Annotated in this window: 8 protein-coding genes; all 8 read left to right on the top strand. The window is 49.5% G+C overall.

Annotation, left to right across the window (positions count from 1 at the left end):
* Positions 1–236: 236 nt before the first annotated feature.
* The 8 genes from BFO_RS02110 (at position 237) to BFO_RS02075 (ending at position 16,601) form a co-directional block, all read left to right on the top strand.
* Positions 237–5,831 (top strand): alpha-2-macroglobulin family protein, encoded by a 5,595-nt coding sequence (locus tag BFO_RS02110; RefSeq protein ID WP_041590585.1) that lies wholly within the window; start codon positions 237–239, stop codon positions 5,829–5,831.
* Positions 5,828–8,143 (top strand): penicillin-binding protein 1C, encoded by a 2,316-nt coding sequence (gene pbpC / locus BFO_RS02105; protein ID WP_014223924.1) that lies wholly within the window; start codon positions 5,828–5,830, stop codon positions 8,141–8,143. Before BFO_RS02110 ends, pbpC begins: the two co-directional genes overlap by 4 nt.
* 1,107 nt (positions 8,144–9,250) lie before the next feature.
* A complete protein-coding gene (locus BFO_RS02100; protein WP_087879792.1) occupies positions 9,251–9,742 on the top strand; it encodes a glycosyltransferase family 10 domain-containing protein in 492 nt (163 codons plus the stop codon).
* 251 nt (positions 9,743–9,993) lie between these two features.
* Positions 9,994–11,841, top strand: coding sequence for a glycoside hydrolase family 13 protein (locus BFO_RS02095; RefSeq protein WP_041590584.1), 1,848 nt, complete (start codon positions 9,994–9,996; stop codon positions 11,839–11,841).
* A 409-nt stretch (positions 11,842–12,250) separates the two neighbouring features.
* Complete coding sequence (locus BFO_RS02090; RefSeq protein ID WP_014223920.1) at positions 12,251–12,919, top strand: ABC transporter ATP-binding protein; 669 nt, start codon at positions 12,251–12,253, stop codon at positions 12,917–12,919.
* Positions 12,913–14,190, top strand: a complete 1,278-nt coding sequence (locus BFO_RS02085; RefSeq protein WP_014223919.1) for an ABC transporter permease — start codon at positions 12,913–12,915, stop codon at positions 14,188–14,190. The genes BFO_RS02090 and BFO_RS02085 overlap by 7 nt, the downstream gene beginning before the upstream one ends.
* 14 nt (positions 14,191–14,204) lie before the next feature.
* Positions 14,205–15,461, top strand: a complete 1,257-nt coding sequence (locus BFO_RS02080; RefSeq protein WP_014223918.1) for an ABC transporter permease — start codon at positions 14,205–14,207, stop codon at positions 15,459–15,461.
* A 21-nt stretch (positions 15,462–15,482) separates the two neighbouring features.
* Positions 15,483–16,601, top strand: a complete 1,119-nt coding sequence (locus BFO_RS02075) for an efflux RND transporter periplasmic adaptor subunit (protein WP_014223917.1) — start codon at positions 15,483–15,485, stop codon at positions 16,599–16,601.
* Positions 16,602–16,638: the final 37 nt, after the last annotated feature.

Genomic DNA, 16,638 nt, shown 5'->3' with positions numbered 1-16,638 from the left:
GATACACCGTATTGCCTTCTTTTTTTTGTAACGAAAAAATCTTTTTTGCTTGCATGTGTACAAAGAATAGCATATATTTGCAATTTTAAAAACTTTAATTATTATTATAGAAAATAGAAGTGGGTAAATTTGTGTTTTTATTTGGAGTTCTGCTTGTTTTTGCTTCTTGATAAGCAAGATAAAACTAAACAGAGTATGGAAGTATAAATGATTTTAATTTTAAATAGAAAGAATCCATGAAACAATTTCTTGCACTTGCCGTTATTGCAATCGTCGCAGGCTTGTCCTGCATGTCCTGCAAAAGAAATCGGGATATTGTGCCTTCGTCTGAATATGCTCCTTATGTAAGTGCATATACAGGCGGGGTCATCTCGTCCGATGCGTCTATTTTTATCGAATTAACTGAAGAACAGCAAATCGTGGAGATAGGTGCCGAAGTAAAGGAGAAACTTTTTCGTTTCTCTCCGTCGCTGAAGGGAAAAACTTTTTGGGTCAACAACAAAATGCTTCAGTTTATCCCCGATTCCGGTGCGTTGAAACCCGGAGAACTCTACAATGCAACCTTTGCGCTGGGTAAAGTGATGAAGGTGGAGAAGAAACTGGAAGAATTTGAATTTTCGTTTCGCGTGGAAGAGCGAAGTTTTGTGATGGAATTTACGTCGCTTGATGTGGTGGAATCAGCGATGAGTCAGGTTGCTGTTCAGGGAGAGATCCGTTTCAGCGAAGCTCCGCCCGCTACGATTGTACAAGACATGATAACGGCCATGAGGGAAAACGAGTCGTTCTCGGCTGTTGTGACCCCGACCGACAATCCGCGTACGTTCCATTTCGTTATTCCGAACATCGCCAAAAAAGAAGCCGAAACGACCCTCGAGGTTACGGTCGACGGAAAGGCTTTTAATTCCGATAAAAGGATCAAGCAGGAGATGGACATACCGGCACTGACGCCCCCATTTGAATTGCTGTCGGCCAAAGTTATTGAAGCACCTGAACATGGCGTGTGTCTGACTTTTTCTTCACCGGTTTCCAATACGCAGGATTTGAACGGGTTGATTACGCTGGAACCGATCTCTGCCTATACGTTTCAGGTGGAAGATAATAAAGTTAAAATCTTTTTCGAGCGAAAGAGTGAAAATACGTCTCTCTATATTAATGTTGATCAGGGATTAAAAAATGTATCCGACGAATCGTTACCCAGGTCTTCGTCTGTTACCCTGCAAATGAATTCACTGAGTCCACAAGTGGAATTTTTGTCGTCGGGAACGATTATGCCTGATTCTAAAGAACTGGTTCTGCCGTTTAGGGCAGTTAATTTGTATGCCGTCGATCTGAAAGTGATCCGGATTTTTGAGAGCAACGTGCTGATGTTCTTACAGGATAATTCGTTATCTGCATCTTCTTCTTCGGAATTGAGACGTTCCGGCCGACTGATATATAAAAAGATGCTTCGTCTCGATAGTGATCCGACCAAGAATATACACGACTGGGATAACTATTTTATCGACCTCAGTGGAGTGATGAAACAGGAGCCGGGGGCTATTTATCGGGTAGAGCTTTCATTTAAGCAGGACTATTCGGCTTATCCGTGCGGAAACGAGCCGGCCGCACGTAATCTGCAAGCATCGAATGCTTTGACACGTATTGAGGCCGGTGAGATGACGGAAGAGGACGAGGCCGTATGGGATCAACCCCAAACGTATTATTATGATAATTCGAACATAGACTGGGATATATACGAATGGGACGAACGGGATAACCCGTGCCATCCGAGTTATTATATGGTTTCGGAGCGTAAGGCAACGACGAATGTGATGGCTTCGAACATGGGAGTGATTGTGAAAGGCAACACGAACAATACGTTATGGGTCACTGTGTCAAATCTGTTGGATACAAAGCCGATGTCGAATGTTGAAGTAACAGCATATAACTTCCAGTTGCAACCGATAGGGAAGGCTCGGACAGACGGAGACGGATTTGCACTGATCAAGGCTAAAAACAAACCGTTTGTACTCGTTGCCTCGTCGGAAGATAAGCAGAAGACCTACCTGCGTCTCGTCGATGGAGAGGATAATCTGCTGAGTCGGTTCGATGTCGGCGGCAAGGAGATCAAAAAAGGTTTGAGAGGCTTTGTGTACGGTGAGCGTGGCGTGTGGCGTCCGGGAGATACATTGCATCTTTCATTTATGCTGGAAGACCGTGAGAAGCGGATTCCGGTCAATCATCCGGTGTCGATAGAAGTGTATAATCCCCGTGGACAATTCTATCAAAAGCAAGTTTCTTCCAAAGGACTGAACGGATTGTACACATTTACGGTTCCGACTAAGGCCGACGATCCTACGGGGCTTTGGAATGCCTATGTGAAAGTGGGCGGTACGTCGTTTCATAAATCGTTACGTATCGAGACCGTGAAGCCCAATCGCTTGAAAATTAACTTGACGATCCCCGGAAAACAGTTGAAGGCTTCGGCATCGCCGGTTCAGACAACTCTCGAATCGGCCTGGTTGACCGGTGCGGTGGCGCAGCATCTCAAGACCAAAGTGGAGTTGTTGTTATCTGAAACGACAACCCAGTTTAAAGGGTATGAAAAATACATCTTTCATAATCCGGCCGCAGACTTTACGTCGAGTACGATTGATCTATACTCCGGAGTGTTGGATGGAGAGGGGAAGTCAGTCTTCCGTATGTCGCTTCCGGCGGCCAAAAATGCACCGGGCATGTTGCGTGCCAACATCACCTGCCGGGTGTTTGAACCGGGAGGGGATGCGAGTATCTATACGCAGACGATTCCTTTCTCTCCTTTCGATTCGTATGTGGGAATCCGTTTCGGAGAGAAGGACAAGACCGATTTCCTCGAGACGGATGTTGACCATCAGTTCGAAGTTGTGACGCTCAGTCCGGACGGTCAACCGACAAATCGTTCCGGCCTGGAATATAAGATTTACAAGATCGGTTGGAGCTGGTGGTGGGAGCATGATGACGAATCGTTCGTGTCGTACCTGAATAACTCTTCGATCTCGCCCGTGGCATCGGGCACGCTGAGCACTTCGGGCGGCAAGGCGCGGATCGGCTTCCGGGTCGATTATCCGCAGTGGGGACGTTATCTGGTCTACGTCAAGGATCGTGAAAGCGGTCATGCGACAGGCGGGGTTATTTATATCGACTGGCCTTCGTGGCGAGGACGTTCGAATAAATCGGATCCGAACGGGATTAAGATGTTAGCATTCTCGTTAGATAAATCTTCGTACGAAGCCGGCCAGAATGCGACGGTGATTATTCCTTCGTCGGCCGGAGGCAGAGCGCTGGTTTCTATTGAGAACGGATCGGAAGTCATAAGCCGCGAGTGGGTCGATATGGCTTCGTCCGGCGATACGAAATATACGTTTAAGATTACGGAACAGATGGCGCCGAACGTCTATGTGCATGTCAGTCTGTTGCAACCGCACGCGCAAACCGTCAATGATTTGCCTATCCGGATGTACGGAGTAGTACCGGTTTTCGTCACGAATAAAGGTTCCGAGCTTACACCGCAAATTACGATGCCCGACGTGTTACGTCCCGAGACGGAATTCACGGTGAAAGTGAAAGAAACATCGGGCAAAGCCATGACGTACACGCTGGCTGTGGTAGATGACGGATTACTTGACCTGACGAATTTCAAGACGCCTGACCCGTGGAATGTCTTTTATGCACGCGAAGCGTTGGGGATACGTACCTGGGACATGTATGACTTTGTGATGGGTGCCTACGCAGGGAAGTATGGTTCACTATTCAGTATCGGAGGGGATGAAGATATGAAGCCTGCTAACTCGAAAGCCAACCGTTTCAAACCGGTTGTGAAATTTATCGGTCCGTTCGCGTTGAAAAAAGGGGAGGAACAGAGTCATAAGTTGAAGCTCCCGCCGTATATCGGATCGGTACGTGTGATGGTTGTTGCCGGGCAGGATGGCGCTTACGGCAAGGCGGAAAAGACCGTACCGGTGCGTACACCGTTGATGATCTTGTCGTCATTGCCTCGTGTAGTCAGCACGGACGAAGAAATTTATTTGCCGGTCAATGTGTTTGCAATGGAGAATACGGTGAAGAACGTATCGATCAAGGTTGAGACGACAGGTAAGTTAAAAATTGCGAACGGAGGCAGCCAGTCCTTGACGTTTGCTGCTCCCGGCGATAAGATGGTATACTTTGCCCTGAAATCGGGCTCCTCGACGGGAATAGAACGAGTGACGGTAACCGCCACTGGCAATGGGCATACTTCGAAAGAGACGATTGAAATCGATGTCCGGAATCCTAATCCCCCGATTATTCGTACCGACAATAAACTGCTCAATGCAGGAGAGTCGGCTGATTTTACGTACACCTTAGACGGCGATTTCGACGGGAACTGGGTGAAATTAGAAGTTTCCCGTATTCCTTCGGTCGATATCAGTCGACGGTTCGATTATCTGTATGACTATCCGCATTATTGTTCCGAGCAGCTTACTTCAAGGGCTTTGCCTCTGTTGTTTATCGCTCAGTTTAAGGACATGGAGGAGAAAGAGACGGAATCCGTGAAAAAGAATGTGCGCGAAGCCATTTTGAATCTGTACGGTCGTCAACTGTCCAATGGTGGGATTACCTATTGGCCGGGCGACGGGTACGAGAACGAATGGGTGACATCATACGCCGGAAGTTTCCTGGTTTTGGCCAAAGAAAAAGGATATGACGTCAATTCGGGCGTGCTGAGTCGATGGAAAAACTACCAGCGGAGTGCCGCTCAGAACTGGCGGGCGAATGCACGGGGAAGTCGTCGATATGCATATTATCAGTCGGACTTTTCGCAGGCTTACCGTCTTTATACGCTGGCGTTGTCCGGCGCTCCCGAACTCGGGGCAATGAACCGGATGAAAGAGTTGAAAGACTTGTCGATGCAGGCGCGCTGGTGTCTGGCGGCAGCTTATGCCTTGTCCGGTAAGACGAAGGCGGCGAGCGAGCTTGTCTTTAACGCCTCGACGGAGGTAGCTCCCTATGCATTAAATAACTCGACGTTTGGCTCGTCCGAGCGGGATATGGCGATGATTCTTGAGGCCATGGTGCTGATGGGCAAGGAAAAGGAAACCTTCGAACAGGCACGGAAAGTATCGGCCAACCTTTCACGTGAACAATCGTTTACCACGCAGTCTACCGCTTATTCGTTGGTGGCTATGGGACGTCTGGCGGAGAAGGTGTCCGGTTCGTTGCAGTTCGATTGGACGTTGAACGGCAAGGCTCAATCCAAGGTGAATTCGGCCCGTGCCGTTTTCCAGAAAGACCTCCCGACACGTCCGACGAACGGTGCGGCAACTGTTAAAAACAATGGAAACGGGTTGCTGTACGTGAGTCTTGTCTCGAAGACGAAACCTCTCCGCGACTCGCTTCCGTCCATTGAGCAAAATTTGCGTATGACAGTCACGTATACCGATCTGAAAGGCACGCTGGTCGATGTGCAACGGCTGAAGCAGGGCACGGACTTTATGGCGGTGATTCGGGTGTCGAATATCAGTGGAATCAATGACTATACGGATGTTGCCCTGACACAACTTATTCCGTCCGGATGGGAAGTATACAACGAGCGCATGCTCAATCCGGACGATCCGGATACGGAAAAAGCGGCGTCCTACATTTATCGTGACATCCGGGATGATGGGGTAATGACGTATTTCGATCTGAAGATGGGTGAAACGAAAGAGTTTAAGGTGTGTTTGCAAGCGTCTTATGCCGGTACGTTCGTATTGCCTGCCGTACATTGCGGAGCGATGTACGATGCGGGAGCACAGGCGCGGACACGTGCCGGACGTGTCACGGTAGAACGATGATTAACCGGAGCATAAAAGATTCGTTATTTCGCAAAAGGGCTATCCGATACGGGATAGCTCTTTTGCTTGTTTGCTATTTATTCTGCCTTCCCCGTACCTTGTTTCATACTCCCTACGCCACCGTGGTGACTGATCGCCACGGCGAGTTGCTCGGTGCCCGGATCGCAGCCGACGGACAGTGGCGTTTTCCGGTGAGCGATACGATACCGGAGAAGTTCGCAAAGTGCCTGATTGCTTTTGAAGACCGTTATTATTACCGGCACTGGGGTGTTAACCCGCTGGCGACGGGGAGAGCGCTGGTGCAGAATATCAAGGCTCGACGAGTGGTGAGTGGGGGAAGCACGCTGACGATGCAAACGATTCGCCTCTCGCGTGGAGAACGCAGAACGATCGGAGAAAAGCTGATTGAGATGATACTGGCAACGCGTCTCGAATGTCGATACTCGAAAGCGAAAATCCTTGCCCTTTATGCTTCGCATGCCCCTTTCGGGGGAAATGTAGTGGGGCTTGATGCCGCATCGTGGCGTTATTTCGGACATTCTTCCGCACAACTCTCCTGGGCTGAGGCTGCAACACTGGCTGTGCTGCCTAATGCTCCTTCGATGATTCATCTGGCCAAAAATCGTTCGGCGCTGATCAAAAAGCGAAACAAGCTATTGGAACAACTCTATCGCCAAGGGGTGATTGACGAAATCGACTATGAACTGGCCTTGAGCGAAGCGCTTCCGCCGGAACCGTTGCCGTTGCCGCAGATAGCCCCGCATCTGGTAGCGTATGTTTATGGAAACCGTCAGGGGCAGCAGGTGACTTCAACGATCGACAAAGGGCTGCAGTTGCAGCTTGAAAGGCTATTGGCACGCTGGCATGCCGAATTCGTCCGGCACGATATCCGCAATATGGCCGCGATGGTGATCGATGTACGTACTAACCGGGTGTTGGCTTATTGCGGCAATGTGAACTTTCAAGACACGAAGTCCGGCAATCAGGTCGATGTGATCCGGTCGCCGCGCAGTACGGGAAGTATCCTCAAGCCTTTGCTGTATTATGCGGCCTTGCAGGACGGCGATATTCTTCCGCATACTTTGCTGCCCGATGTGCCGCTGAATGTAAACGGTTTTGCTCCGCAAAATTTCAACATGCAGTTCGATGGGGCTGTTCCGGCGTCCGAAGTCATTGCCCGGTCGCTAAATATCCCTTCGGTGATGCTGCTGCGCCGCTACGGCGTGCCCAAGTTTTACGATTTCCTGAAAAAAGCCGGGTTGACGACCTTGACCCGCCCGTCGTCGCATTACGGTCTTTCGCTTATTCTGGGCGGCGCCGAAGCTACCCTTTGGGATATCACTACGGTCTATGCTAATATGGCACGGGCATTGGAAGGAAAGGAGCGCACAGCCTGTCGCATGCTCTCCGACGGAGAAACAACGCCCTCCCTGCCCGAAGTCTTTCAGCCCGGAGCCGTATGGCAGACGTTCGATGCCATCAAAGAAGTGAACCGTCCGGAAGATATCGACTGGCGGACAATCCCCTCGATGCAGTCCGTCGCTTGGAAAACGGGTACGAGCTATGGCTTTCGCGACGCGTGGGCCGTCGGCGTGACTCCACGCTATGCCGTGGGCGTATGGGTAGGCAATGCCTCGGGTGAGGGTAAACCCGAGCTGGTCGGGGCGCGTACGGCCGGGCCGGTGATGTTCGATATTTTCAATATCCTGCCTTCGTCCGAATGGTTCGTTCGTCCCGAAGGCGTATTTGTGGAGGCCGAAGTGTGCCGTCTGTCGGGACATTTAAAAGGACGTTTTTGCGACGAGACGGAAACGGCTCCGATTTGTCCGAACGGACAGCGAACCGTGGCGTGTCCTTACCATATCCGTGTAAATCTGAGCGCCGACAGGCGTTATCGCGTCTATGAGCATTGTCTGAATAACGGGACGACGATTCCGGAGAACTGGTTTGTTTTGCCACCTGCATGGGAATGGTATTACAGGCGTCGTCATCCCGAATATAAGCCGCTTCCGCCTTTTTGGGCCGGATGCGGAGGCGACTCCGAGCAACCGATGCAATTTATCTATCCGCAAAGTTATCATACCCGAGTGACCTTACCGAAGCAGCTTGACGGAACTCCGGGCGTCGTTACGTTCGAGCTGGCACACAGTAACAGCGAGGCGACCGTTTTCTGGCATTTAGACGGAGAATACCTCACGGCCACCCGCGATTTTCATAAAGTCTCCGTCTCTCCTCAGCCCGGACAACATACGATGACCGTCGTCGATGAGCAGGGACATACCCTCTCCGCAACCATTCGGGTCGAAGAGTAAGATTCCAGTTTTTAACAGGGATTATACTGAATATGGCTGTTTTAGATAATTGACACTCTCCGCTCTAAGAGTGTTTCTGGTTTGGTCCTGTTTCATGGAAAAATGGTTTGAGGAGACAAAACCCCCTCCCAAATGAGTTATGTAGGTTGTCCTTATATTTTTATGGATGCCGATATAACCCCGGATTCCGCAATAGAAGAAATAAGAATGAATTTAATTCAGGCTTTCAGCCCTTTCGGGTAATGGTTATGCGTGTTACACGCCGAATCATGTACCCGGCATGACAATTAACCATTAATAAACAGCCCTGAATCGACATTAGGCTGTCGAACGGATCGACATTAGGCTACCGGATGAAATGCCGCGTAGGGGCGAACCTTGTGCTCGCTTTTCTCTCAATGCTTCGCTTCCGCATTCCCCCCTTTGAAGGGGGGGGGAGGGGGGGATGTTCCTCTGCGGTCGGATACCATGTACCCGGCATAACAATTAACAATTGACAATTAACCATTAATTTGTCATTCAGAGCGAAGCGAAGAATCTCTTCCCTTTACCGGGGCGGGATTCCTCACTACGTTCGGAATGACAAAGACGGCATCTAAATCCATATTCATTCAGGCTTTCAGCCCTCCGCTGAGGGGTTGCCTGTTTTCCCAATGCTTCGCTTCCGCATTCCCCCCCTTTGAAGGGATAACATCCCCCCTTCGCTTCGCTCTTCCCCCCTTTGAAGGGGGGGGGAGGGGGGGATGTTCCTCTGCGGTCGGATACCATGTACCCGGCATAACAATTAACAATTGACAATTAACCATTAATTTGTCATTCAGAGCGAAGCGAAGAATCTCTTCCCTTTACCGGGGTGGGATTCCTCACTGTGTTCGGAATGACAAAGGCGTTTGCAAACATAAAAATATACCAATAACCCCTATTTTTTATACCGTTGCAACAAAGTCGTTGAAAACAATTACTGTACCGAATTACTTTTTTCCTCTTTTTGTCCTAATTTTTTTTGTCAACTTTTCTCAGGACAGGACATATCCTTATTATCAGTATGATCATATAGAGACATTTCACAAGGAAAAGCGTTTCTTGAAAAAAAAGGGGAATATATGTATGATGATATCAAGTCCATTCAACAAAAGCCACAGGTTAGAATATATTCAGGAGCTAATGAAATACATAAAGGTCGATTCTTACGGTAAAATATTTAATAATAAGAAACTTGAAAATGATACTGGTCAGAAATCGAAATTGGAATTGTATCGTAATTATAAATTTGTGATAGCCTTTGAGAATTCGATAGAAATCGACTATGTGACTGAAAAATTTTTTGATCCTCTTTCCGTTTGTTCTGTACCGATATATTATGGCGCTCCTAATATAAAAGAATTTATGCCAGGAGAGAATTGCTTTATTAATGTTCGTGATTTTAACAATCCTTATGAACTCTCTTTATACCTCAACGACTGTTGTAATGACGAGAATCTTTATCAAACGTTTTTTTATTGGAAAGATAAGCCTTTATGTCAATCGTATATACAAAAAGCAGCACTGCAGTACGAGAATCCTTTCATTAGGCTTTGTAAATTTTTATCCTCGCGTTAGTTTGAAAATTATCTTTATATGCTGTTCCGTTTTTTACGAGTCAGATATCCGGTTTTTTTGAATGCAATATTAGGGTCAAAATTAAAAGACGAATGAATAAAATAAAAGTTCTACGAGCATTATATTTTTCTTGCATTGAGAGGCAGTAAATTCTTTTTAGATAGATGGTTGTCGTTTGTCCGGTTTATATTTTATCTCGTAGAAAGTCGAAAAAGACGGATTATAGCTTTCTTTTGCAGAAAAAATACACAATGAAAACATTGCTCTTTTTATTTGTTCTTGTTTTTCTTTCATTCAGTGCCGGAGCGCAGAAGATTGTGCGGGTTGAGCCGCTGAGCTGGTGGGTGGGGATGCATACGCCGCTTACCCTGATGTTTTACGGAGAGAATTTGCGTGACTGTTCGGTCGAGGTCGATCAGCAAGGGATGTCCGTGCGCAAGGTGCGTAACGCGGAAAGTCCGAATTATCTGTTTGTCGATATGGATATTGCTCCCGATGCACGGGCGGGCGAGTATACCTTGTTGTTACGTAAAGGGAAGAAGAAGTTTACCTGTACATACAAGTTGGAAGGCAGGCGGGAGAAATCGGCAGGGCGAGAGGGTTTCTCGTCGGCCGATATGATTTATCTGCTCATGCCCGACCGTTTTGCAAACGGTGATCCGAAAAACGATGCTACATACGACACGGCCGAGAAGCCTGACCGGAACGATTATTTCGGACGTCACGGAGGTGATTTGCAGGGTATGATCGATCGGCTTGATTACATCGCCTCGGTCGGCGCTACGGCTGTCTGGTCTACTCCGCTGCTACTCGATAACGAGCCGAAGTCGTCGTATCACGGTTACGCCTGTGCCGATTACTATCGTATCGATCCGCGTTTTGGCGATAATGCGCTTTACCGGACATTTGTCACCGCGTGTCACCGGCGGGGGCTGAAGGTGATTATGGACGTGGTGACGAACCACTGCGGGGCGGCACATTGGTGGATGCGTGATTTACCCTATCAAGACTGGGTGCATCAGTTTGATCGCTATACATCATCTAACCATCTGTCTTCCGTGAATATGGATCCGAATGCATCGACGCATGACCGGATGGTGCACGAGAGCGGCTGGTTCGATACAAGCATGCCGGATATGAATCTGAATCATCCCGACCTGTTGCAGTATTTCAAGCAATGGGCAGTCTGGTGGATGGAATATGCCGATTTGGACGGCCTGCGCGTCGATACGTATTTCTACAACGAGAAAGAGCCGATGTCCGAATGGTGTAAGGCTGTTCGTACCGAATATCCGGCTGTGAATATTGTCGGAGAGTGTTGGACGACTTCGCCGGCTCAACTTGCCTACTGGGAAGCCGGCACGAAGAATAAGGACGGTTTCTGTTCTTACCTCCCTTCGGTAATGGATTTCCCGCTTCAAAGCGTGTTATGCAAGGCGCTGACAGACGACGATACAAGTTGGGACAGCGGGATGAAGCTGATTTATCGTTCGCTCTCGCACGATTTTTTGTTCGATGATCCGTGTCGTCTGTTGATTATGGCGGCAAATCATGACACCGAGCGTGTGGCCGATGAGGTCGGGAAGAATCCTGAAAAGGCAAAGCTTGTGGCTACGTTATTGGCCACTTTACGCGGTGTTCCGCAGATCTTCAGCGGTGATGAACTGATGTTTGCCTCAAAAGATCTTACGCAGGGGCACGGTGGCCTGCGGGTCGATTTTCCCGGAGGATGGCCGGGCGATACGCTCAATCTTTTCGATGCTTCGCAACGTTCGACTGTTCAGCAGGATGTGTTCGATCATTACAGCAGGCTTTTTAACTGGCGCAAAACGGAGAGCGTTATTCATCATGGGCGAACGATGCATTTCGCCGTCGAGGATAATATGTACGCTTATTTCCGGTATGACGATAACGGGGCGGTGTTTGTCTGTGTGAATGCTGCGAGCCAACCATGCACGATTAATTGGGAGCGCTATGATGAAGTATTACGCAACTACAAGCCGGAAGGAAAAGACGTCTTGTCGGGTCGCTCCGTCACCGTCGGACATCTGTTGTATGTTGCTCCGCTGAGTTCGCTGATCGTGAAATTTGAACGATGAGAGACGGTGCAGACTCTTTCTCGCTTCTGTTTTTTGTTTCCGATAACCAGAAAAACAAATCGGCGGGATAAAATTTTATGCCATCTTACCTTTGCATGAAAAAACATTCGTATATTGTTCCCGTTTTTCCGGCAGATTAAAAGGGTGATACCAAATCAACATCCATTGATTGAACCGGTCTGACTAAAAGGAAACAACGTCGTAGAACCGAGGTGTTCCTGCGAGTAGGTGCAGTCCATAACAGTATGGGAAGCGAGGGGATAAATATTGAAAAACAGCTTGAAGAATGTGCCTTGTGCAGCATGTATGAGGTTTAGAACAGAAGAAAACGAACGCTATCTTGTAACAAAAAGAAAAGAGTTGCGTCTAACAGAAAAGAAATAGAATCGAAATAGACTGAAAAACGATGATGATTCGACTGAAAGGGATTCATAAGACTTATTATAACGGTGCCCCGTTGCATGTGCTCAAGGGGATCGATTTGGATATCGAACGGGGCGAGATGGTCTCCATCATGGGAGCATCGGGTTCGGGGAAAAGTACATTGTTGAATATCCTTGGCATACTGGATACATACGATACGGGTGAGTATTACCTCGATAACCAGCTGATCCGTAACCTCAGCGAGAGCCGCGCGGCCGAACTGCGCAACCGGATGATCGGCTTCGTGTTTCAGTCGTTTAATCTGATCTCGTTCAAGAATGCCATGGAGAATGTGGCACTGCCGCTGTACTATCAAGGCGTCTCGCGAAAGAAGAGAAACGCTTTGGCGCTTGAATATTTAGACCGTGTCGGGCTGAAAGACTGGGCGGAACACATGCCCAATGAGATGTCGGGCGGGCAGAAGCAGCGAGTAGCCATTGCCCGCGCTCTGATTGCGCAACCGCAAGTGATTCTGGCCGACGAACCGACGGGAGCGCTCGATAGCAAGACGACGGTCGAGGTCATGGAGCTGTTGCGCGAAGTCAACCGAACCGGGATGACAATGATCATCGTGACGCATGAGCGCTCCGTTTCCGAAGTGACCGACCGGATTGTGCATGTGAAGGACGGACTCATAGAACAAAGGCCATGTTAGATTTTGATAACCTGCGAGAGATCTGGAGCACGATGCGGAAGAACAAGCTCCGTACCTTCCTGACCGGCTTTTCGGTTGCGTGGGGAATTTTTATGCTGGTCATCCTGTTGGGAGCCGGCAACGGACTCCACAATGGCGTAATGTATAACTTTCGCGATTTCTCGGCTAACCGTATCGAAGTCTGGCCACGCTATACTACCAAACCGTGGAAGGGTAACCGTGAAAACCGGAGACTGCAATTGAAAAACGATGATCTTGCTCATCTGAAAACCGACTTCCCGGAGGTCGACCTTTATACGGGAACCGTCTCGCATAGTGACACGCTCGTCTACGGCGAAGAGTTCCTGAACGGCGAAATGATGGGAGTGGCACCGGATCTTGCGAAGATCGATTTTATCCGGATCGATCCCGGAAAAGGACGTTTTGTCAATGATATCGATATGCGTGAGCGTCGCAAAGTGATTGTGCTTAGCCTACGCATGGCCGAAGTGCTTTTTCATGAGGCTGATCCGTTGGGGCAATATGTCCGCATCGGGCAGATGATGTTTCAGGTGATCGGTATATATCACGAGAAGGATATGAGCAATAACATGCCGGCCTATCTCCCGTTCACCACGGCTCAACAGTTATATAACGGAGGCGAAGGGTTAAATTCACTGCTCTTTACGGTGAAAGGGGTTACGACACAGGCCGAGAATGAAGCGTTTGAAGAGCGTTTTCTCAGGAAGATGGCACGCCGTCATCAGTTCGATCCGACGGACAAAGGGGCTTTGGGGATATGGAATATGGGAGAGAACATCCGGATGTTCACCATGATGATGAACGGGATTCTCGTCTTCATCTGGATTGTAGGCATCGGTACGCTGATGGCGGGGATTGTCGGGGTGAGTAACATCATGCTGGTGACGGTGCGTGAGCGCACGCGCGAATTTGGCATTCGGAAAGCGATTGGCGCCAAGCCGTCGTCGATCCTCCGGCTCATCATCATCGAATCCATCCTGATCACGGCCGCTTTCGGCTATGTCGGGATGGTAACGGGCATCGGACTGACGGAGGGTATCGATTATATCATGACGATGACGGGTGCCAACAGCGCGCATGCGGGTGGCGGTCCGGGTGAAAATCTTACGCTTTTCCGCCATCCGACCGTAGACTTAGGTGTCGCTGTTTCGGCGACGGTTTTACTGATTATCGCAGGGGTGATCGCCGGTTATTTCCCGGCACGTAAAGCGGTCAAGATCCCTGCGGTCGAAGCCATGAGGGTAGAATGATGAAAAGGTGGATGATGTTTGATACGGATCGATGGGTGGAGATATGGGTGACCATTACCCGCAACAAGACCCGCAGTTTGCTGACCTGCTTCGGGGTGTTCTGGGGTATTCTGATGCTTGTCATCCTGTTAGGTTCCGGAGCGGGGCTGAAGAATGCCATGTATGAGGGAACCAAAGGCTTTGCGACCAACTCGGTGTTCTTCATTGCCGAACGCACGGGCAAGCCGTATCGCGGCTTCAACAAAGGGAGGCAATGGAACATGCGTAACCGTGACTTGGAAACGATACAGCGTGAGGTGGAAGGCCTCGAAGCCATATCGCCCGTGCTTTGGGGATCCCGTCAAGAGAAGAATGTGGTGTATGGCCAACTCACAGGGACATATAATGTGAAAGGTGTTCATCCTTCTTATTTTAAGATCGAGAGGCAGCAGTTACATTTCGGCCGTCTGTTGAACGAGATCGACTCCCGCGAGAAGCGCAAGGTGTGTCTGATCGGCACGCGGATCAATGAGGTACTGTTTAAGAACGAAAACCCTTGTGGGAAATATGTACGTGTCAACGGACTGTATTATCAGGTCGTGGGTGTGGTGAAGGGACGCTCTGCGAACATTAACATCGGAGGACGTTCGGAAGAGACGGTCTTCTTGCCCTATACCACCATGCAGCAGGCATTGAATCAGGGAGACATTATGCACTTCCTCTGTGTGAGCGCTTACCCCAAGCAACCGATTCAGAAAGTCATCGACGACATCACCGGGATTCTGAAACGCCAGAACGGTATCGCGCCGGACGACAAACAGGCCGTGCTCGTCATCAATCTGGCCGCTCAGTTCCGGATGTTCGACATGTTGTTCGGAGGGATCGACGCATTGGTCTGGCTGGTCGGTCTGGGAACCCTGCTGGCCGGTGTGATCGGTATCAGTAACATCATGATGGTGACGGTGAAAGAACGTACACGTGAGATCGGCGTGCGTCGCGCCATCGGGGCAAAGCCGTGGAACATTGTTTCGCAGGTGATGAGCGAGAGCCTTGTGTTGACGGCTCTTGCCGGATTGCTGGGGTTGAGTTTCGGCGTATTCCTGCTCGATCTGGTAGACCGTATCCTCTCGGCTCAGCCCGGCGATAGCCCGGCGATACTTCATCCGGGCGTACATATCGGGACGGCTGTCGTTGCGACGATCGTACTGCTCGTGTGCGGTATGTTGGCGGGGCTCATTCCTGCCTGGCGGGCGATGCAGATCAAAGCGATCGATGCGATTAGAGACGAATAAATAAAGTATAAAGACAGAAAGATGAAAAACAGATTGGTAAAGAAGATTATGAGGATCGTCCTGCTTTCGTTTGTGGGGCTGCTGGTATTGAGCACGTTTATTTTCCTGTGGAAGAAGGCGCAACCGGTAGTGACGGTATACGAGATTGTCACGCCCGCGACGGGAACAGTGGAGACCAAGACCGTCGCAACGGGCCATGTGGAACCTCGTTACGAGGTATTGATTAAGCCGCAGATATCGGGTATCATCTCCGAGCTGATGAAGGAAGCCGGGCAAAAAGTGACGGCCGGCGAGATTATTGCCCGTGTCAAAGTGATACCGGAGATGGTGCAGTTGAACAGCGCCGAGTCGCGTGTCAATGTGGCCGATATCAGCCTGAAGCAGATCGAGAGCACGTTTAAACGTGACGAGCAGCTGTTCAAGCAGGGGATTATGACGGCTGAAGAGTATGACGTATCGAAGGCCAACTACATGAAAGCGAAGGAAGAATATGCCAATGCGCAGAACGCGCTCGAAATTGTGCGCGACGGGATTGCGAAGAACTCGAAAGTAAGCAGTACGACGCAGATTCGCAGTACCATCACGGGAATGATTCTCCATGTGCCGGTGAAGGTCGGCAATTCAGTGATCCAAAGCAATAACTTCAACGAAGGTACGACGATAGCCTCCGTCGCCGATATGAACGATATGATCTTCAGAGGCAATGTAGATGAGACGGAGATCGGGAAGATCAACGAAGGCATGCCGATTAAACTGACGATCGGTGCGCTGGAAAGTCAGACGTTTCACGCCGTATTGGAATATGTTTCGCCTAAGGGCGAGGAGAAGAACGGGGCGATTCAGTTTGAGATCAAGGCAGCCGTGTCTTTGCCCGACACCGCCTTTGTGCGTGCCGGCTACAGTGCAAATGCGGAGATTGTGCTGAAACGTGCCGAGAACGTTCTCACGATTCCGGAAAGCACGGTCGAGTTTCGTGGCGACTCGGCCTTTGTGCAGCTGGTGAAGCAGGAGAAACCGACGCAGGTTTTTGAGAGGCATCCGATCAAAACCGGACTGAGCGACGGCATCAAGATTGAGGTAAAAGAGGGGCTGACATCTTCGGACAAGATACGCGGTGCGGCTGTCAATAAAGAAAACTGATTGCAGGGAAATGTCAGGTATGTGGAACGGACAAAAC

This window comes from Tannerella forsythia 92A2 (assembly GCF_000238215.1).
Taxonomy (GTDB): Bacteria; Bacteroidota; Bacteroidia; order Bacteroidales; family Tannerellaceae; genus Tannerella; species Tannerella forsythia.
The sequence above is the reverse complement of the archived record's forward strand: the minus strand, read 5'-3'. Positions and strand labels throughout refer to the sequence as shown.

Excerpts from the sequence above, each read along its gene's own strand:
- BFO_RS02110 (WP_041590585.1), top strand. The coding sequence starts at position 237 with ATGAAACAATTTCTTGCACTTGCCGTTATTGCAATCGTCGCAGGCTTG.
- pbpC (WP_014223924.1), top strand. The coding sequence starts at position 5,828 with ATGATTAACCGGAGCATAAAAGATTCGTTATTTCGCAAAAGGGCTATC.
- BFO_RS02100 (WP_087879792.1), top strand. The coding sequence starts at position 9,251 with ATGATGATATCAAGTCCATTCAACAAAAGCCACAGGTTAGAATATATT.
- BFO_RS02095 (WP_041590584.1), top strand. The coding sequence starts at position 9,994 with ATGAAAACATTGCTCTTTTTATTTGTTCTTGTTTTTCTTTCATTCAGT.
- BFO_RS02090 (WP_014223920.1), top strand. The coding sequence starts at position 12,251 with ATGATTCGACTGAAAGGGATTCATAAGACTTATTATAACGGTGCCCCG.
- BFO_RS02085 (WP_014223919.1), top strand. The coding sequence starts at position 12,913 with ATGTTAGATTTTGATAACCTGCGAGAGATCTGGAGCACGATGCGGAAG.
- BFO_RS02080 (WP_014223918.1), top strand. The coding sequence starts at position 14,205 with ATGTTTGATACGGATCGATGGGTGGAGATATGGGTGACCATTACCCGC.
- BFO_RS02075 (WP_014223917.1), top strand. The coding sequence starts at position 15,483 with ATGAAAAACAGATTGGTAAAGAAGATTATGAGGATCGTCCTGCTTTCG.